Source organism: Roseateles sp. PN1, assembly GCF_038419725.1.
Taxonomy (GTDB): Bacteria; Pseudomonadota; Gammaproteobacteria; order Burkholderiales; family Burkholderiaceae_C; genus Paucibacter_A.
This window is the reverse complement of sequence record NZ_JBCARA010000008.1, coordinates 162,113-179,745: the sequence shown is the minus strand read 5'-3', so window position 1 is coordinate 179,745 and position 17,633 is coordinate 162,113. Positions and strand designations below refer to the sequence as shown.

The 17,633-nt window shown below is 62.9% G+C and carries 18 protein-coding genes; 16 read left to right on the top strand and 2 right to left on the bottom strand.

Going from position 1 to position 17,633, the window contains the following annotated elements; all coding sequences use genetic code 11:
• Window positions 1-6: 6 nt before the first annotated feature.
• Window positions 7-1,314, bottom strand: a complete 1,308-nt coding sequence (locus AABB87_RS14180) for an FAD-dependent oxidoreductase (RefSeq protein ID WP_341971833.1) — start codon at window positions 1,312-1,314, stop codon at window positions 7-9.
• 320 nt (window positions 1,315-1,634) lie between these two features.
• Between AABB87_RS14180 and rpsB the strand changes: the two genes are divergently transcribed.
• The 16 genes from rpsB (at window position 1,635) to AABB87_RS14100 (ending at window position 16,754) form a co-directional block, all read left to right on the top strand.
• Window positions 1,635-2,381 carry a 30S ribosomal protein S2 gene (rpsB, locus tag AABB87_RS14175; protein ID WP_058720377.1) on the top strand — a complete coding sequence of 249 codons (747 nt, stop codon included), beginning with the start codon at window positions 1,635-1,637 and terminating at the stop codon, window positions 2,379-2,381.
• Between the two features lie 125 nt (window positions 2,382-2,506).
• Window positions 2,507-3,397 (top strand): translation elongation factor Ts, encoded by an 891-nt coding sequence (gene tsf, locus AABB87_RS14170; protein WP_058720376.1) that lies wholly within the window; start codon window positions 2,507-2,509, stop codon window positions 3,395-3,397.
• 141 nt (window positions 3,398-3,538) lie between these two features.
• Window positions 3,539-4,249: a UMP kinase gene (pyrH, locus tag AABB87_RS14165; protein WP_058720375.1), complete on the top strand. Its 711-nt coding sequence runs from the start codon at window positions 3,539-3,541 to the stop codon at window positions 4,247-4,249.
• 44 nt (window positions 4,250-4,293) lie between these two features.
• Complete coding sequence (frr, locus tag AABB87_RS14160) at window positions 4,294-4,854, top strand: ribosome recycling factor (protein ID WP_058720374.1); 561 nt, start codon at window positions 4,294-4,296, stop codon at window positions 4,852-4,854.
• Between the two features lie 15 nt (window positions 4,855-4,869).
• A complete protein-coding gene (uppS, locus tag AABB87_RS14155) occupies window positions 4,870-5,601 on the top strand; it encodes a polyprenyl diphosphate synthase (RefSeq protein ID WP_058720373.1) in 732 nt (243 codons plus the stop codon).
• 19 nt (window positions 5,602-5,620) lie between these two features.
• Complete coding sequence (locus AABB87_RS14150; RefSeq protein ID WP_341971832.1) at window positions 5,621-6,481, top strand: phosphatidate cytidylyltransferase; 861 nt, start codon at window positions 5,621-5,623, stop codon at window positions 6,479-6,481.
• Window positions 6,478-7,677, top strand: coding sequence for a 1-deoxy-D-xylulose-5-phosphate reductoisomerase (locus AABB87_RS14145; RefSeq protein ID WP_341971831.1), 1,200 nt, complete (start codon window positions 6,478-6,480; stop codon window positions 7,675-7,677). The genes AABB87_RS14150 and AABB87_RS14145 overlap by 4 nt, the downstream gene beginning before the upstream one ends.
• On the top strand, window positions 7,674-9,041 hold the full coding sequence (rseP, locus tag AABB87_RS14140) for an RIP metalloprotease RseP (protein WP_341971830.1): 1,368 nt from the start codon (window positions 7,674-7,676) through the stop codon (window positions 9,039-9,041). Before AABB87_RS14145 ends, rseP begins: the two co-directional genes overlap by 4 nt.
• A gap of 8 nt (window positions 9,042-9,049) precedes the next feature.
• Window positions 9,050-11,365, top strand: a complete 2,316-nt coding sequence (gene bamA / locus AABB87_RS14135) for an outer membrane protein assembly factor BamA (protein ID WP_058720369.1) — start codon at window positions 9,050-9,052, stop codon at window positions 11,363-11,365.
• Entirely contained in the window at window positions 11,365-11,886 is a 522-nt protein-coding gene (locus tag AABB87_RS14130; protein WP_058720368.1) for an OmpH family outer membrane protein, read from the top strand. The genes bamA and AABB87_RS14130 overlap by 1 nt, the downstream gene beginning before the upstream one ends.
• Before the next feature lie 8 nt (window positions 11,887-11,894).
• Window positions 11,895-12,965 (top strand): UDP-3-O-(3-hydroxymyristoyl)glucosamine N-acyltransferase, encoded by a 1,071-nt coding sequence (lpxD, locus tag AABB87_RS14125; RefSeq protein WP_341971829.1) that lies wholly within the window; start codon window positions 11,895-11,897, stop codon window positions 12,963-12,965.
• Window positions 12,966-12,967: 2 nt separating this feature from the next.
• Window positions 12,968-13,411 carry a 3-hydroxyacyl-ACP dehydratase FabZ gene (fabZ, locus tag AABB87_RS14120; RefSeq protein ID WP_058722291.1) on the top strand — a complete coding sequence of 148 codons (444 nt, stop codon included), beginning with the start codon at window positions 12,968-12,970 and terminating at the stop codon, window positions 13,409-13,411.
• Between the two features lie 14 nt (window positions 13,412-13,425).
• The gene (gene lpxA, locus AABB87_RS14115; RefSeq protein WP_341971828.1) at window positions 13,426-14,208 is read left to right on the top strand and encodes an acyl-ACP--UDP-N-acetylglucosamine O-acyltransferase; all 783 of its coding nucleotides are present in this window, start codon (window positions 13,426-13,428) and stop codon (window positions 14,206-14,208) included.
• Between the two features lie 7 nt (window positions 14,209-14,215).
• Window positions 14,216-15,382, top strand: coding sequence for a lipid-A-disaccharide synthase (lpxB, locus tag AABB87_RS14110; protein ID WP_341971827.1), 1,167 nt, complete (start codon window positions 14,216-14,218; stop codon window positions 15,380-15,382).
• Window positions 15,348-15,980 carry a ribonuclease HII gene (rnhB, locus tag AABB87_RS14105; protein ID WP_341971826.1) on the top strand — a complete coding sequence of 211 codons (633 nt, stop codon included), beginning with the start codon at window positions 15,348-15,350 and terminating at the stop codon, window positions 15,978-15,980. Before lpxB ends, rnhB begins: the two co-directional genes overlap by 35 nt.
• The gene (locus AABB87_RS14100; protein ID WP_341971825.1) at window positions 15,981-16,754 is read left to right on the top strand and encodes a TrmH family RNA methyltransferase; all 774 of its coding nucleotides are present in this window, start codon (window positions 15,981-15,983) and stop codon (window positions 16,752-16,754) included.
• A gap of 2 nt (window positions 16,755-16,756) precedes the next feature.
• Here the strand turns inward: AABB87_RS14100 and AABB87_RS14095 are convergent, their stop codons facing one another.
• Window positions 16,757-17,632: an EamA family transporter gene (locus tag AABB87_RS14095; protein ID WP_341971824.1), complete on the bottom strand. Its 876-nt coding sequence runs from the start codon at window positions 17,630-17,632 to the stop codon at window positions 16,757-16,759.
• Window position 17,633: the final 1 nt, after the last annotated feature.

Here is a 17,633-nt window from a genome sequence, read left to right as displayed (position 1 = left end):
TGGCCCCTAAGCCGCCAGGCGACTCAACTCCAGCCCTGTGGTGGCTGGAATATCGGCGCCGGCTTGATCGCCGCTGATCTGGCTGCTGATGACGCTGGCGGCGCCGCAGGCCAGGGTCCAGCTCAGCATGGCGCTGGGTTCATGGGCGAGATTGAGCCAAACCCCGCTGCGCCCGCTCTGGCCCAGCAGGGGTAGGCCATCGGGCAGATGCACCTGGCTGCCGCGCCACTGCTGTAGTTGACCGGCTTGCATGGCGCCGGGGAACCAGTCGTCCAGCACCTTGTGCATTTGCGTCAGCGCCGCAGGGCGTATGCGTGGGCTGGCGTCGAATTCACCGCTCTGGCACAGGCGGATGCGCTGGCCGATTCGGCTGATGCTGATGCCGGTGGCCTGGTCGAACAGCCCTGCGCGCGGCCCCAGATCCGGGTGGGCTTCCAGCTGCCGCAATAGTGCGGTGAGCGAGCTGCCGTGCAAGGTGGCCAGGGCAAGCTTGATGCCCAGGGGTTGCAGCAACGCGGCCGCACCGGTGCCGGCGCAAACCACGATGGCATCGAAGCTGTCTTGCTGCGGGCTATGTGGCGCAGGATGGGTGTCGGCGGCGTCTTTGCTCTCGGCGTAGCGGGTGCTGGGGCCGGGCTGCTCAGTGGGCGGCGTGTATTCGTGCACCAGTTGCGCGGGTGTGCCGGGACTGATGCTGCGCACGGTGGTGTGGAAACGGAACTGTGTGCCCAAGCGTTGGGCGGCCACTCGTATCTGGTGAGCAAACTGACGGCAATTGCCGACCTCGGCTTGCGCTAGGTGGATGCCGCCATGCAGGGCTTGATCGGGGTTCAGGCCGGGCTCGACGGCGCGGCATTCCTCGGCGCTGAGCAACTTGGCGCTGAGGCCGAACTGCGCCAGCCGGTCCAGCCCGGGCTGAATCTGTTTGAGCTCGCGCTCAGTGCGCAGAAGTACCAGCTGGCCCTCGGCGCGCTCGAAGTCCAGTTTCAAGCTGCGTCGCAGGGTTTGCAGGCGCTGCAGGCTGAATTGGGCGAGCTTGAACAAGTTCTCGTGCGCAGCTGCCGCGTTCTTGTCTTGGGTCGCGCGGCGGCGCTGCCATTGCCAGCCGAAGCTGCGGCCAGCGCCCAGGCTGGGCCAGCCGGGCATGGTCCAGGGCAGGGCGAGTGCGGGTGCAACGATGCCGGCGTTGGCAAAGCTGCCTTCGGCGGCGACGCTGCCGCAGCGATCGAAAACGGTGACCTGGTGGCCGCGTGCGCTGAGTTCAAACGCGGTGGTGACGCCGGCAATGCCGGCGCCGATGATGGCGATGCGCATGCTCAGTGTCCCCGCCTAGTTTTGGCAGGTGCTTGGCCCTGGCTAAGGGCCTGAATGGCGGTGAATCGAAGGGCTCGCAGTCGGCCTTCTCGCATGCGCTGCGGGGCGCTGCTCAGGTCGTTGGGCATAAGTCGTGTATAATCTTTGGGTTTTGCCGGGTGGCTCGAACAAGAATGTTCGGTCGCTGATTGGCGAAATAAATCGCAAACCGGCTATTCGAGAGGTGTTGCTGCTGTTCAGTCAAAGCCAAGTGCTTTGTCTCAGAAGTATTGCAGAGCAATTCGAGCCGGATTTTAGACACAACCTTCGGAGTAATAAAAATGTCCGTCACTATGCGCGAGATGCTGGAAGCCGGCGTCCACTTTGGTCACCAAACACGTTTTTGGCATCCCAAGATGGCCCCCTACATCTACGGCCATCGCAACAAGATCCACATCATCAACCTCGAGAAGACGCTGCCTGCGTTCGAAGAGGCGATGAAGTTCGTTCGCAACCTGGCCTCCAAGCGCGGCACCATCATGATGGTTGGCACCAAGCGCCAAGCTCGTGAAGTCATCGCTCTGGAAGCTCAGCGCGCCGGCATGCCTTATGTCGACCAGCGTTGGTTGGGTGGCATGATGACCAACTTCAAGACGGTCAAGGCTTCGCTGAAGAACCTGAAGGACATGCAAGCTCAGGTCGAAGCTGGTACCCAGCCTGCGATCAAGAAAGAAGCGCTGATGTTCCAGCGTGACTTGGCTAAGCTGGAAAAAGACATCGGCGGCATCCAGGACATGGCCGGCTTGCCCGACGCCATCTTCGTGATCGACGTGGGCTTCCACAAGATCGCCGTTGCCGAAGCCAAGAAGCTGGGCATCCCTGTCATCGGCGTGGTTGACACCAACCACTCGCCCGAAGGCATCGACTACGTCATTCCTGGTAACGATGACTCGGCCAAGGCCGTGGCTCTGTACGCCCGCGCCGTCGCTGACGCCGTACTGGAAGGCCGTGCCAATGCTGGCAACGAAGTCGTGCACGCTCAAGCCCCCGCTGGCGACGAGTTCGTGGAAGTGAGCGAAGGCGCTTAATCGCGTCTTTGGCTCCTAACGCCACGACCAAAAGGGGCTGATTCAGCCCCTTTTTTTCAGAAAAATTGGATGTCAACGAGCTGTCGCTGAACAAGCGCGAGGGCTCATGAAACCGGAGAATCAAAATGGCTGTTATTACCGCAAGCATGGTTGCTGAGCTGCGCGCTCGTACCGACGCTCCGATGATGGAGTGCAAGAAGGCCCTGACCGAAGCCGAAGGCGATCTGGTCCGTGCTGAAGAAATCCTGCGCGTCAAGCTGGGTAACAAGGCTGGCAAGGCTGCTTCGCGCGTGACCGCCGAAGGCGTGGTTGCTGCTGCTGTTGTGGGCACCACCGGCGCCTTGCTGGAAGTGAACTGCGAAACCGACTTCGTCACCAAGAACGATGCGTTCCTGGCCTTCGCCAACGCCTGCGCTTCGCTGGCTGCTGAGCATGGCGTGGCCGATGTGGCTGCTCTGGCTGCTTTGCCTCTGTCGCAAGAAGGCTTCGGCCCGACGGTGGAAGATGTGCGCCGTGGTCTGGTCGGCAAGATCGGCGAAAACATGTCGCTGCGCCGCATCAAGCTGTACAGCGCTGGCGGCAAGGTGGTTTCCTACCTGCACGGCACACGCATCGGCGTGATGGTTGAGTTCGACGGTGACGAAGTCGCCGCCAAGGACGTCGCCATGCACGTTGCCGCCATGAAGCCGGCCGCTCTGTCGTCGGCCGAAGTGTCGGCCGAGTTGGTCGAGAAAGAGCGCAAGATCGCTGCCGAGAAGGCTGCTGAGTCTGGCAAGCCTGCCGACATCGTCGCCAAGATGGTTGAAGGCTCGGTGCAAAAGTTCCTGAAGGAAGTTTCGCTGCTGAACCAAAGCTTCGTGAAGAACGACAAGCAGACCGTCGAGCAGATGCTGAAGGAAAAAGCCACCACGGTGAAGAGCTTCACGCTGTTCGTTGTGGGCGAAGGCATTGAGAAGAAGGTGGACGACTTCGCCGCCGAGGTGGCCGCGCAAGTGGCTGCCGCCAAGGGGGCTTAAGCCTCCTCAGTGTAAAGGGCGCCTCTGGCGCCCTTTACACTTGTGCCCGCGCTGACGCGTGGCCCATCCCACAAGGAGGGTGTCATCCGGCGCGGCACGCCAAGAATATTTTTAGCAACACGCAGCACATAGAGGTCACACATGCCCGCGCTCAAACGAATTCTGCTCAAACTCTCCGGCGAAGCTTTGATGGGCGATGACGCCTTCGGCATCAACCGCGCCACCATCGTGCGCATGGTGCAAGAGATCCGCGAGGTCACGGAATTGGGTGTGGAGGTGGCGGTTGTCATCGGTGGTGGCAATATCTTCCGCGGTGTGGCGGGTGGCTCGGTGGGCATGGATCGCGCGACGGCCGACTACATGGGCATGTTGGCCACGGTGATGAATTCGCTCGCCCTGGCTGACACCATGCGCCAGGAGGGCATCACCGCACGTGTGATGTCGGCCATCGGCATCGAGCAGGTGGTTGAGCCCTATGTGCGCCCCAAGGCTTTGCAGTATCTGGAAGAGGGCAAGGTCGTGGTGTTTGCTGCCGGTACCGGCAATCCCTTCTTCACGACCGATACGGCCGCTGCTCTGCGCGGCGCAGAGATGGGCGTGGAGATTGTGCTCAAGGCCACCAAGGTCGACGGCGTTTACACTGCCGACCCGAAAAAGGACCCGACCGCGACCCGCTACGCACGCATCAGCTTCGATGAGGCGATCACCAAAAATCTGCAAGTTCTGGATGCCACCGCCTTCGCGCTGTGCCGCGACCAGAAGCTGCCGATCCGGGTGTTCAGCATCTTGAAGCCAGGTTCGCTCAAGCGGGTGGTCATGGGTGAAGACGAAGGCACGCTGGTGCACGTTTAAGTACTTGCCGGCGTTAGAACTGATCAGACATTCAGAGAAGCATCATGAGCATTGCAGACATCAAGCAGAACGCTGAATTGAAGATGGCCAAGTCCATCGAAGCTTACAAGAACGAATTGGTGAAGATTCGCGTGGGCCGCGCCCACCCCGGCATCCTGGACCAAGTCAGTGTCGATTACTACGGCTCCATGGTGCCGATCAGCCAGGTGGCTAACGTGTCTTTGCTGGATGCGCGCACCATCAGCGTCCAGCCCTGGGAAAAAGGCATGGGTGCCAAGATCGAGAAGGCGATTCGCGAGTCCGATCTGGGTCTGAACCCCTCTTCGCAAGGCGATTTGATCCGCGTGCCGGTGCCGCCGCTCAACGAAGAGCGCCGCCGCGAGCTGACCAAGGTCGTGCGCAATGCCGGTGAAGACGCCAAGGTGGCCGTGCGCAATCTGCGCCGCGACGCCAATGAGCAAGCCAAGAAGCTGACCAAAGACAAGCTGATCAGCGAAGACGACGAGCGCCGCAGCCTGGACGATGCGCAAAAGCTCACCGACCGCACGATCGCCGAAATCGACCGCCTGATCGCGGCCAAAGAAGCCGAAATTCTGGCTGTCTGAGCGGACCCGCTGCGCGTGAGTTCCGAACAGACCCTCGTGCCCCGCCACATTGCCGTCGTCATGGACGGCAATGGGCGCTGGGCCAAAAAGCGCTTCCTGCCCCGATTCTTCGGCCACAAACAGGGCGTTGATGCCCTGGTCAAAGTGGTGCAGGCCTGCATCGACCGCGAGGTCGAGTACCTCACGGTCTTTGCCTTCTCGAGCGAGAACTGGAAGCGCCCCTCCGACGAAGTTTCCGGCCTGATGGGCTTGGTACTGGCGGCGGTGTCGCGCTATCTGGCGCGCATGGGGGCGATGGGCGTGCGCATTCGCATTGTGGGTGACCGCGATGCGGTTTCACCTAAGCTGCGCAATGCCTGGAATGAGGCTGAATCTGCCACTGCGCACAACACCAAGCTGACGCTGTCGGTGGCCTTCAATTACGGCGGCCGTTGGGATGTGGTGCAGGCTTGCAAGGGCGCCATGCAAGCCGGCGTGCCACCCGAGGAGCTGACCGAGGCCAAGCTGAGCGAATTCATGGCGATGAGCTATGCGCCGGACCCGGATCTCTTCATCCGCACCGGCGGGGAAGTGCGCATCAGCAACTTCCTGCTGTGGCAGGTGGCGTACACCGAGTTCGTCTTCTCCGACTGCCTCTGGCCCGAGTTCGGCGAGGCGCAATTGGATGCGGCCATCGAAGCTTTCCGCGAGCGCGATCGGCGTTTCGGTGGCGTCAAGCCTGAGCCTGCCGTCAGCGCATCTGTCTGAACTTTATTCAAAGGCCTCAATGCTGAAGCAACGCATCATCACGGCCCTCGTGCTGTTGGCCGTTTTGTTGCCTGCCGTGTTTGCGGCATCCAGCTGGCCTTTTGCTGTTCTGACCCTGATCCTCATCGCCGCTGCGGGCTGGGAATGGGCCCGCTTGAATGCGCGCGCCGGTGAGTCGCGGTTGCTGCCGCTGGTTTTCGGCGGCGCGGTGGCCGCGGCCTGTGCCGCCACCCTGGCTGGTTTGGGCTTGGAGCCGCCACCGATCTGGTGCTGGTGGCTGGCCAGTTCGATCTGGGTCCTGGGCGGTGCATTTGCCTTGCGTGGCGGGCCTACGGCTTGGCCGCATGCCTCGCACGCCCTGCGCCTGGTCCTGGGCGCCCTGGCGCTGTGGGCGGCCTGGATGGCCATGGTGCAGGCCAAGGCCATCGGCATCAATTTCCTCTTGTCTGTTTTCTGCCTGGTGTGGATGGCCGATGTGGCCGCCTATTTCGGTGGCCGCAGCTTTGGCCGCCGCAAGCTGGCGCCCTCGATCAGTCCCGGCAAGAGCTGGGAAGGCGTATGGTCCGGCATGATCGGCGTCTTGATCCTGGCCTTTGTGTGGGTGCACGTCATCGAGGTGCAGTTCACCGTGGACTCACCCAGCCTCTACCAATTGCTGGCCCGTCAGGGCTGGGTCGTCAGCTTGCTGAGCTTGCTGGTGCTCAGTGCCATGAGCGTGGTGGGTGATTTGTTTGAATCCCTGATCAAGCGTGCCGTGGGTGCCAAGGACAGCAGCCGTCTGCTGCCCGGCCATGGTGGCGTGCTTGATCGTGTGGACGCCTTGCTGCCGGTGTTTCCGCTGGCCATGGCACTGAGTAGTTTGAGCTTGATCATCACATGAACCCAATCTCCAGAATCCAGCGCATCTGTGTGCTGGGCTCCACCGGATCCATCGGCGTCAACACCCTGGATGTGTTGTCGCGGCACCCCGAGCGTTATGAGGTGTTTGCGCTGTCGGCCATGAGCCGGGTCGAAGACCTGCTGGCGCAATGCCTGCGCTGGAAGCCGCGCTTTGCCGTCATGCCCGAACGTGTGCCCGCCGCGCGTTTGCGCGAACTGCTGCGTGAGCAGGGCAGTGCCACCGAGGTGCTGGATGGCGCCGACAGCCTGGCCCAGATCGCCGCGCACCCGGATGTGGACATGGTGATGGGCGCCATCGTTGGCGCCGCTGGTCTGGCCCCTTGCCTGGCGGCCGCGCGAGCTGGCAAGCGCCTGCTCTTGGCCAATAAGGAGGCCATCGTCGTCGGTGGTGCCTTGTTCATGCAGGCAGTGGCGCAAGGTGGTGCCACCTTGCTGCCGATCGACAGCGAACATTCAGCCATCTTCCAATGCCTGCCCGAGGACCGCTCCACCTGGGCGCAGCGCATCGATCACATCGTGCTGACGGCGTCCGGCGGCCCCTTCCGGCAACGCGACCCAGCCACGCTGGCCGAGATCACGCCCGAGCAAGCCTGTGCGCACCCGAACTGGGTGATGGGCCGCAAGATTTCGGTCGACTCCGCCACCATGATGAACAAGGCGCTCGAAGTGATCGAAGCGCGTTGGCTCTTCAATCTGGCGCCCGAGCAGATCCGCGTCATCATCCATCCGCAAAGCATCGTGCATTCGATGGTGGTGTGCCGTGATATGTCGGTGCTGGCCCAGATGGGTACACCGGATATGCGCGTGCCCATCGCCTACGGCTTGTCATTCCCTGAGCGCATTGAAGCCGGCGCCAGCCGCCTGGAACTCGACAAGCTCAGCGCGCTGAGCTTCGAGGAGGCCGATGAAAAGCGCTTCCCCGGCCTGTTCCTGTCTTGGCGCGCGCTGCGCGGGGCCGAGGGTTCGACAGCGGTGCTGAATGCCGCCAACGAGGAGGCGGTTGAGGCTTTCTTGAACAAGCGCTTGCGCTTTGACCAGATTCACCGCGTCAATGTGCAATGCCTGGATGAGTTGCTACCCGAGGCGGGTGAATCGACCAGCGTTGACGGTTTGCTGGGCCTGGATGCGCGTGTGCGCCGCCATGCGCAAGGTTTGATCGCCGGGCTGTCTGCATGAGTACCTTGCTGGCCTTTCTGGTCACGCTGGCGATTCTGATCGTCGTGCATGAGTACGGTCACTACCGTGTGGCCAAGGCCTGCGGGGTGAAGGTCTTGCGTTTCTCGGTGGGCTTTGGCCGCGTCATCTGGCGCCGCCAGGCCACGCCCGATGCTACCGAGTTCACGCTCTGCGCCATCCCGCTCGGCGGCTATGTGCGCATGCTGGACGAGCGCGAAGCGCCGGTCGATGCCGGTCTGCGTGCGCAGGCCTTCAATAGCAAACCTCTGCGCCAGCGCGTGGCGATTGTGGCTGCCGGTCCGCTGGCCAATTTGCTGCTGGCGATTGCCCTGTTTGGCGCGGCCAACTGGGTCGGCATGGATGTGCCAAAGGCCGTGCTGGGCACGCCGGTGGCGGGCTCGCTGGCCGAGCGTGCGGGCGTGCGAGCAGGGGACTGGGTGCAGTCGGTGTCCACGGATGGGCAGGACTGGCGTGACATTAGCTCCTTGTTGGATCTGCACGAGCAAGTCGCCACCGCCGTGGCCCATGGCCACAAGCTGCATTTGAGCGTCAGCCAGGGCCAAGGCCATGGCCGGCGTGAGTTGCTGCTGGACACCGAATCGTTGGCTGGCGCCGAGATGGACGCTGCATTGGCCGCCAAGCTGGGTCTGGGTGGGCCCTTCAGCGAAGCGGTCTTGGGTCGCATCAGCGCCGGCGGCGCGGCCGCACAAGCGGGCTTGCGCGAGGGCGATCGGGTGCTGGCTGTGGACAGCCTGCAGGTGGCCGATGCCGCCAGCCTGCGGGCGCTGATTCGCGCCGCTTCGGCCGATGGCCAGCCGCATGTTCAGGCTTGGCGTGTAGAGCGCGCCGGCCAGTTCATCGAGATTGAAGTGACGCCGAAAGTGGTGGTCGAGGGCGAGCGCAAGATCGGCCGCATCGAAGCCATGGTGGGCGCTGCGCCGCAAATGGTGCATTTGCGTTACGGCTTTTTCGACGGTCTGGCGCGCGGTGCCGTGCGCACCTGGGAAGTGTCCTGGTCCACCCTGAAGGTGTTCGGCCGCATGCTGATCGGGCAGGCCTCGCTGAAGAATCTCAGCGGCCCGCTGACCATTGCTGAGTACGCCGGCCAGTCGGCCAAACTGGGCTTGACGCAGTACCTTGGCTTCCTCGCGCTGGTGAGTGTGAGCCTCGGCGTCTTGAACCTCTTGCCGTTGCCCATGCTCGATGGTGGACACCTGATGTATTATCTTTTCGAGGGTTTGAGCGGCCGCCCCGTCTCGGAGTGGTGGCAAACGCAACTGCAGCGCGCAGGTGCGTTGATCCTGATGCTGATGATGGCTTTAGCCCTTTCCAACGACGTGGCCCGGTTTGCGGGCCTGCATTGATCCTAAGCATGTCCTCATTTCTAAGAAGAATAGGTGCGCCCAAGCGCGCCTCGATCCTGACTTTGGCCTTGGTGGCCACACTGCAGTCAGGCGCCGCCTGGGCGGTGGATCCCTTCGTCATCAAGGACATCCGGGTGGAGGGCCTGAATCGGACCGACCCCGGTACCGTGTTCGCGTCGCTGCCCTTTCGGATTGGCGACACCTACAACGACGACAAGGGCGCGGCTGCCTTGCGCGCCTTGTTTGCCACTGGCTTGTTCAAAGATGTGCGCATCAATATCGACGGCAGCTCCGCTGTGGTCATCATTGAAGAGCGCCCCATCATTGCCAACGTCAGCTTTGTCGGCCTGAAAGAGTTCGACACCGAGGCGCTGACCAAGTCGCTCAAGGACGTGGGCATTGGCGAGGGCAAGCCCTTCGACAAGGCCCTGGCCGACCGTGCCGAGCAAGAGTTGAAGCGCCAGTACCTGACGCGCAGCTTGTACGGCGCCGAGGTCACAACCACGATCACGCCGCTGGAGCGCAATCGCGTCAACGTCAGCTTCGCCGTGACCGAGGGCGAGCCCGCCAAGATCGGTGAGGTGCGCATCCTCGGCTCCAAGGTGTTCTCCGAGAGCACGCTGCTGGGCCTGATGGAGCAGACCACCTCGGGCTGGCTGACTTGGTACACCAAGACCGACCGCTATTCGCGCTCTAAGCTCAATGCTGACTTGGAAACGCTGCGCTCCTACTACCTGAATCGCGGCTATCTGGAGTTCGCCGTCACCTCCACCCAGGTGACGATCTCGCCGGATAAGCAAAGCATCAGCGTGGCCATCACGGTTAACGAGGGTCAGCCCTACACCGTCACGGCCGTCAAGCTCGAAGGTGAGTTCCTGGGCCGTGAAGAAGACTTCAAGCGCCTGATTCAACTCAAGCCTGGCCAGCCCTATCAAGGCGAGGCCGTGGCCCAGACCACGCGCTTGTTCAGCGACTACTACGGCACCTTCGGCTACGCCTTTGCGCGGGTCGATAGCCGGCCTGAAATCGACAAGGCCACCGGCCAGGTCGTGGTCACCTTCACCGGTGACCCAGCGCGCCGCGTTTATGTCCGCAAGGTCATCATCGGTGGCAATACCCGCACACGGGACGAAGTGATCCGCCGCGAGTTCCGCCAGTTCGAATCGGCCTGGTACGACGGCCAGCGCATCAAGGCTTCGAAAGACCGGGTTGAGCGTCTGGGCTACTTCAAGCAAGGTGAAGTGACCATCGACACCCAGGAAGTCCCCGGCACCCAAGACCAGGTGGACGTGCTGCTGACCGTGGTGGAGCGCCCCACCGGCAACATCATGGTGGGCGCGGGTTACTCCAGCCAGCAAAAGCTGTCGCTGACCGGCTCGATCCAGCAGGACAATATTTTCGGCTCCGGCCATTCCCTGGGTATCCAAGTCAATACCGCATCAACTGGCCGCGCGCTGGTGATCAGCGAGACCGATCCTTACTTCACGGTGGACGGCATCTCGCGCTCCTTCGACGTGTTCTATCGGACTCAAAAGCCAATCAACACCTTGGGCGAGCAGTACGAGCTGATCACCCATGGCGGCTCGATCCGCTTCGGTGTGCCCTTCTCGGAAATCGACACCGTGTTCTTCGGCTTCGGCTATGCCCGTACCCGCATGAGCACGACGGCTGGTCTGCCCAATAGCTATTTGCTCTACGGTCGCCAGTTCGGCAAGGACAGCTCGGAGTGGCCCTTCACCATCGGTTGGGCTCGTGACAACCGCGACAGCATCATCTCGCCCACGGTCGGCCGCTTCGCCCGGGTCAACCTGGAGCTGAGCACTTTTGGTGATGCGCAATACGGCCGCGCCAATGTGCAGTACCAGGAATACATCCCGATCACCAACAAGATCACCCTGGGCCTGAACAGCGAAATCGGCTGGGGCCAGGGCTTGGCTGGCAAGCCTTACCCCATCTTCAAGAACTTCTACGCCGGTGGCCTGGGTTCTGTGCGGGTGTTCGAGGCGGGCTCGCTGGGCCCGGTGGACGTGACCGGCTCCTACTCCGGTGGCAATCGCCGCATCAACATCAATGCCGAGCTTTACCTGCCGGTGCCCGGCGGCGGCAACGACAAAACCTTCCGATTCTTTGGCTTCGTGGACGCCGGCAATGTCTGGGGTCCGCAAGAGAAGGTGGACTTCGACTCATTCCGCTCCTCCGCAGGTGTGGGCTTGAGCTGGATTTCGCCAATGGGCCCCCTGCGTTTGAGCTATGGCTCACCGATGCGCAAGAAACCCACAGATAGAATCGAGAAATTCCAATTCCAGATCGGGAATGCATTCTGATGAAAAGCTTGTCTTTGAAAGCGGTGGCACTGTCCGCCATGTTGTCGGTGTCGGCCTTGTCCGGTGTGTCTGCTGCACAGGCCCAGGAACTCAAGATCGGCTATGTGAACAGCGACCGCGTGATGCGCGAAGCCAATATCGGCAAGGCTGCGGCTAGCAAGCTGGAAGCTGAATTCGGCAAGCGCGAGAAGGATCTGAAGGACACCGAACAAAAGCTGCGCGGCGCTGCCGAGAAGCTTGAGAAAGATGCCCCGACCCTGAGCGAAGCCGAGCGCACCCGCCGCCAACGCGATCTGGTCGAGACCGACCGCGAACTGCAGCGCAAGCGCCGCGAGTGGCAAGAAGACCTGACCCAGCGCAAGAACGAAGAAATGTCGGTGATGGTTGATCGTGCCAACAAGGTGATCAAGCAAATCTTCGACGCCGAGAAGTACGACCTGATCGTGCAAGATGCCATCATGTTCAGCCCGCGTGTGGACATCACCAAGAAGGTGATCGACGCGCTCAACGCGCAGAAGTGATTTCGCCGGTGACCACCACGGTTCACCTAGCTGATCTGATCGCCGCCTTGGGCGGCGATCTTCTTGGTGAGGCGCAAACGCCCATCGCGCGCATCGCGCCGCTGGACGAAGCCGATGGTCAGTCCATCAGCTTTTTGGCCAATCCCAAGTACCAAGCGCAACTGTCGCAAACGCAGGCGGCTTGCGTGATCGTGGCGCCGGCCTTTGCTGAAGCGGCTGCGGCCCGTGGCGCTGATGCCGGTGTCGCCATTTCGGCCGCCATCGTCACGCCCGACCCTTACCTCTACTTCGCACGCCTAACCCAGTGGTGGGCGGCGCGCATGCGCCCACAAGCGCCTGCGCGGGTGCATCCCAGCGCGGTGATTGATCCCTCGGCCCGTTTGGGTGCTGGTGTCGACATCGGCCCGCTGGTGGTGATCGAAGCGGATGTGGAGATCGGTGAGGGCGCGCGCATCGGCCCCCATTGCGTGATCGGGCAGGGCGCCCGCATCGGTGCAGGTACGCGCTTGAGTGCCAGCGTCACCGTGGGTTTTGGCTGCCAGATTGGCGCGCGCGGCATCGTGCATAGCGGCGTTGTGATTGGCGCCGACGGCTTTGGCTTTGCGCCCAATTTCAAGGCCGGTGATGCTTCTGGCTGGGTCAAGATCGAGCAACTCGGCAATGTGCGCATTGGCGACGATGTCGAGATCGGCGCCAACACCTGCATCGACCGTGGCGCCTTGGCCGACACGGTGCTGGAAGACGGCGTCAAGCTGGACAACCAGATTCAGATTGCCCATAACGTGCACATCGGGCGGCATACGGCGATTGCTGGCTGTACCGCGATTGCGGGCAGCACCAAGATCGGCGCCTTTTGCACCATTGCCGGCGCGGCCAATATCGTTGGCCACCTGAGTTTGGCCGACCATGTGCATGTGTCGGCCGCCACTCTGATCAGCCGCAGCATCAGCAAACCCGGGCTCTACAGCGGCGCCTATCCCTTCGAGGAAAATGCCAGCTGGGAGAAGAACGCGGCCACCCTGAGACAATTGCATGCCTTGCGCACCCGTTTGCGCGAGCTAGAGAAAAAGAACACATGACCATGGACATCCACAGCATCCTCAAGAAACTCCCCCACCGCTACCCGCTTTTGCTGGTGGATCGTGTGCTGGAGGTTGAAGCCGGCAAGCGCATTCTGGCGATCAAGAACGTCAGCATCAACGAGCCTTATTTCGTTGGCCATTTCCCGCATCGCCCGGTCATGCCGGGTGTGCTGATTCTCGAATCCATGGCGCAAGTCGCCACCTTGCTGGCCCTGGAAAGCTCGGACATCAAGCTGGATGACAGCACGGTCGTGTACTTCGCCGGCATCGATAACGCCCGCTTCAAGCGGCCTGTGGAGCCCGGTGACCAGCTGCGCCTGGAAGTGACGCTGGACCGCGCCAAGGCCGGCATCTTCAAATTCACCGGCAAGGCCTTTGTGGGTGAAGCCCTGGCGGCAGAAGCGCAGCTGATCTGCACCATGCGCAAGATCGACGCCCTCTGAAAGGTGCAGGGCCCATGAGCTTGATTCACCCGACCGCCATCATCGACCCCGCCGCGCAGCTGGACAGCTCGGTCGCGGTCGGGGCCTACACGCTGATCGGCCCGCATGTGCGCATCGGCGCCGGCACGGTGGTGGGCCCGCATTGCGTGATCGAAGGCCGCACCTCTATTGGCGCCGGCAACAAGATCTTTCAATTCAATTCCATCGGCGCGGTGCCGCAGGACATGAAGTACGCGGGTGAGCCGACCGAGTTGGTGATCGGCGATCGCAACACCTTCCGGGAGTTCTGCACCATCAATCTGGGAACGGCGCAAGACGAAGGCGTGACCCGCCTGGGCAGCGACAATCTCTTGATGGCTTACGTCCACATCGCTCACGATGTGCGGCTGGGCAACCACATCGTGCTGGCTAATAACGCCACGCTGGCGGGCCATGTGCATGTGGGCGATTGGGCCACCATCGGTGGCCTGTCCGGCGTGCACCAGTTCGTCAAGATCGGTGCCCATGCCATGGTCGGCTTCCAAGGCCATGTGGCGCAAGATGTGCCGCCTTTCATGACGGTGGACGGCAACCCGCTGGCGGCGCGTGCCGTCAATGCGGTGGGGCTGAAGCGGCGCGGCTTCTCGGCCGAGCGCATCGCGGTGATCAAGCAGATCCACAAACGCCTGTACCGCTCTTCGCTGACGCTGGAGCAGTCGCAGCAAGCCATTGCCGAGCTGCGCGGGCAGGGCGCTGACGAGGATGTGGACTTGATGCTGAACTTTCTCGCCGCCGCCACGCGCGGCATCGTGCGCTAAAGCAGTCATGACAGAACTTTCGCCTCGGGCCCTGTCCATTGGCATGGTGGCCGGCGAGGCCTCCGGCGATTTGCTGGCCGGCATGATGCTGGCTGGCTTGCGCACGCGCTGGCCCGTGCTGCGCTCGCAAGGCATCGGTGGCCCGCGCATGGCCGAGCAAGGCTTCGAGGCCTGGTGGCCGCACAGCAAGCTGAGCATTTTTGGCTATGTGGATGCGCTGCTGAATCTGCGCGAGCTGCTGTCGATTCGTCGCCAGCTGGGTAATCGCTTGTTAGCCGGCCCCGAGCGGCCGGTCGCCTTCATCGGCATCGACGCCCCCGATTTCAATTTCGGCCTGGAGCAGCGCCTGCGCGAAGGCGGCATCAAGACGATTCATTTCGTTTGCCCTTCCATTTGGGCCTGGCGTGCCGAGCGGGTCGAGAAGATCAAACGCTCGGCCGACCATGTGCTGTGCCTCTTCCCCTTCGAGCCCGAGTTGCTGCACAAGCATGGCATCGCCGCCACCTATGTGGGACATCCCCTGGCTGATGCGATCCCGCTGGAGCCGCCCAAGGCGCAGAGCCGTGCCGCGCTGGGTTTGAGTGAGACGGATACGGTGGTGGCGCTGTTGCCGGGCAGCCGGCGCAGCGAGATTCGTTACATCGCCGAGCCCTTTTTGCAGGCCGCGCTGCTGATGCAGCAGGCCAGGCCCGACATCCGTTTTGTGATGCCGGTGGCTCCGGGTTTGCGCCCGCTGATCGAGCCCCTGGTGGCGCGCTTGGCGCCTAGGCTCAATTTGCAGTTGCTCGACGGTCGCTCGCACGAAGCCCTGGCGGCTTGTGATGTGACGCTGGTGGCCAGCGGTACCGCCACGCTGGAGGCGGCCTTGTTCAAACGCCCGATGGTGATTGCCTACCGCATGCATTGGCTGAACTGGTGGCGCATGCAGGGCAAGAACTACCAGCCCTGGGTGGGCCTGCCGAATGTGCTGGCGCGCGAATTTTTGGTGCCCGAGCTGATTCAAGACGCGTGTACGCCAGAAGCGCTGGCGCGTGAGGGCTTGGCCTGGCTCGCTGAACCTGAGCGTTATGCCAAGGTGCAGGCGCGCTTTGCCCAACAACACGAACTGCTGCGTTGCAATACCGCGCAAAAGGCCAGCGATGCCATCGCCCAAGTCATTGATGGCCGCGCCTGAGCAGCTGGGCCTGGTCTGGGCCGGCGCGGGTTTGCTGGCCGGCGTGGATGAAGCCGGCCGTGGCCCCCTGGCCGGCCCAGTGGTGGCGGCGGCGGTGATTCTGGATGAGGCCGCGCCCATCATGGGCCTGCGCGACTCCAAGATCCTGAGCGAAAAAAAGCGCGAGTTGCTGTTTGATGAAATCCGCGCCAAAGCCCTGTGCTGCTGCATCGCCGAGGCCTCGGTCGAGGAAATTGACCGCCTAAATATTTTGCAAGCCACCATGCTGGCGATGCGGCGCGCGGTCGAGGGCTTGCGTTTGAAGCCCAGCTTCGTGCAGGTGGACGGCAACCGCCTGCCGGTGCTGAAGATTCCGGCCGAAGCCATCGTCAAGGGCGATGCCAAGGTGCAAGCCATTTCGGCCGCTTCCATCCTGGCCAAGGTGCATCGCGACCGCCAATGCATCGCCATGCATGAAGCCCACCCGGCCTATGGCTTCGCCACCCACAAGGGCTACCCCACGGCCGAGCATCTGGCTGCCTTGCGCGCGCACGGCGTCACCGCCTGGCACCGCCGTACCTTCGGGCCGGTGCGTGCAGTTTTAGAGTCAAGCAAGTAAATGAGCCAGCTGCATCACATCACCTCGCGGGACAACCCCGCCCTGCAACGCCTGCGCAAGCTCAGCCAAGACGGTGGCGCTTACCGCAAGCTGGGTTCCGTCTGGCTGGAAGGTGACCACTTGGTGCGCGCCTGCCTGCAGCGCGGCCATGCGGTGACGCTTGCCGTCATCACCGAAGCGGCCGCCCAGGACCCGGCACTGCGAGCCTTGGCCGATGCCGCGCCCAAGATCTTGGTGGTGCCGGCTGCGCTGTTTAAGAGCATCAGCGGCCTGGAGTCGCCGGCGCAGATCGGCTTTGAAGTGCCGCATGACGATGGCCAAGACCTCAGCCCTCGCCTGGATTCCGTCGTGCTGGACCGTCTGCAGGATGCCGGCAATGTGGGCACCATTCTGCGCAACGCGGCAGCGTTCGGCTTCAAGCAAGTGCTGGCTTTGAAGGGCACGGCGGCGCTGTGGTCGCCCAAGGTCTTACGTGCCGGCATGGGCGCGCATTTCGGCCTGCGCTTGATCGAGGGCCTGAGCCCGGCCGATCTGGATCGCCTGCAAGTGCCGCTGATCGCCACCAGCTCCTACGCCGAGTCGCAGATCCACCAAATCGCCTTGCCCCAGCCCTGCGCTTGGGTGATGGGTCATGAAGGGCAGGGCGTGCAGCCTGAGTTGATGCAGCGCTGCGCCTTGACCGTGGGCATCCCACAGCCGGGCGGCGAGGAGTCGCTCAATGTGGGCAGCGCCGCGGCCATTTGCCTGTACGAGAGCGCCCGCCAGCGCTTGTGAATCTATAGGCTCAGGTCGATCACGCCGCCCGCGATGCAGGCCGCGCCGGCCAAGCGCCAGCCGCGCTCGCCTTCCTTCAGCAATTGCCCGCCCAGCAGGGCGGCAAACAGCATCGAGACCTCGCGAGTGGGAGCCACCCGCGACAGCGGCGCCAATTGCATGGCGTAGAGCACCAAGATGTAAGCCAGCGGGCTGCACACCGCCACCAGCAGCACATAGCGCCATTGCTGACTGAGCGCGGCGGCAAAGCCCTGCGGGTCGCGCCACAGGCCGGGCAGCATGAAGGGCACGCGAAGCAGATTGCTGAAATAGTCAAGCAGCAGCGGCGAGATCAGCAAGACCTTGATGGCATAACCGTCCACCACGGTGTAGCCCGCGATCAAGACGCCGGTGATTCCGCCCCAGAGCAGGCCCAGCTTGCGGCGCCGATGGGCCTCCCCCGTGCGCGGGCGCCACAGCCCCGGCCCGGCGGCAATCAAAACAATGCCCAGCACCACCGCCAGCAAGCCCAGGCCGCCGCGCAGGCCCAGGTGCTCGCCCAGCAAGAACACGGCGGCAATGGCCGACATGGCCGGCGCACTGCCGCGCGCCACTGGGTAGACCACGGTTAAGTCGGCCAGGCGGTAGCCCGTCAGCAAGGCATTGAAATAGAGCAGGTGCAGCAAGGCTGTGGCCATCAGCACGCCCCAAGTCTTGCTGTCGAAGCCGGCAACCACTTCCCAGCCGACGATCCAAACGACCGGCAGCCAGATCACGCTGACCGTCAATGCGGAGGCGAGGGCGAAGTGATGGTTGCCGCCGGCCTTTTTGGCCGCAAAGTTCCACAAGGCATGCAGCAGCGCGGCGGCCAGCACCAGGGCAAGAGCGGAGCCGGGCACC

Excerpts from the sequence above, each read along its gene's own strand:
- bamA (WP_058720369.1), top strand. The coding sequence starts at position 9,050 with ATGTCCTCATTTCTAAGAAGAATAGGTGCGCCCAAGCGCGCCTCGATC.
- AABB87_RS14145 (WP_341971831.1), top strand. The coding sequence starts at position 6,478 with ATGAACCCAATCTCCAGAATCCAGCGCATCTGTGTGCTGGGCTCCACC.
- AABB87_RS14130 (WP_058720368.1), top strand. The coding sequence starts at position 11,365 with ATGAAAAGCTTGTCTTTGAAAGCGGTGGCACTGTCCGCCATGTTGTCG.
- AABB87_RS14150 (WP_341971832.1), top strand. The coding sequence starts at position 5,621 with ATGCTGAAGCAACGCATCATCACGGCCCTCGTGCTGTTGGCCGTTTTG.
- lpxA (WP_341971828.1), top strand. The coding sequence starts at position 13,426 with ATGAGCTTGATTCACCCGACCGCCATCATCGACCCCGCCGCGCAGCTG.
- AABB87_RS14180 (WP_341971833.1), bottom strand. The coding sequence starts at position 1,314 with ATGCGCATCGCCATCATCGGCGCCGGCATTGCCGGCGTCACCACCGCG.
- frr (WP_058720374.1), top strand. The coding sequence starts at position 4,294 with ATGAGCATTGCAGACATCAAGCAGAACGCTGAATTGAAGATGGCCAAG.
- rnhB (WP_341971826.1), top strand. The coding sequence starts at position 15,348 with ATGCCATCGCCCAAGTCATTGATGGCCGCGCCTGAGCAGCTGGGCCTG.
- fabZ (WP_058722291.1), top strand. The coding sequence starts at position 12,968 with ATGGACATCCACAGCATCCTCAAGAAACTCCCCCACCGCTACCCGCTT.
- rpsB (WP_058720377.1), top strand. The coding sequence starts at position 1,635 with ATGTCCGTCACTATGCGCGAGATGCTGGAAGCCGGCGTCCACTTTGGT.
- lpxB (WP_341971827.1), top strand. The coding sequence starts at position 14,216 with ATGACAGAACTTTCGCCTCGGGCCCTGTCCATTGGCATGGTGGCCGGC.
- AABB87_RS14100 (WP_341971825.1), top strand. The coding sequence starts at position 15,981 with ATGAGCCAGCTGCATCACATCACCTCGCGGGACAACCCCGCCCTGCAA.
- tsf (WP_058720376.1), top strand. The coding sequence starts at position 2,507 with ATGGCTGTTATTACCGCAAGCATGGTTGCTGAGCTGCGCGCTCGTACC.
- rseP (WP_341971830.1), top strand. The coding sequence starts at position 7,674 with ATGAGTACCTTGCTGGCCTTTCTGGTCACGCTGGCGATTCTGATCGTC.
- pyrH (WP_058720375.1), top strand. The coding sequence starts at position 3,539 with ATGCCCGCGCTCAAACGAATTCTGCTCAAACTCTCCGGCGAAGCTTTG.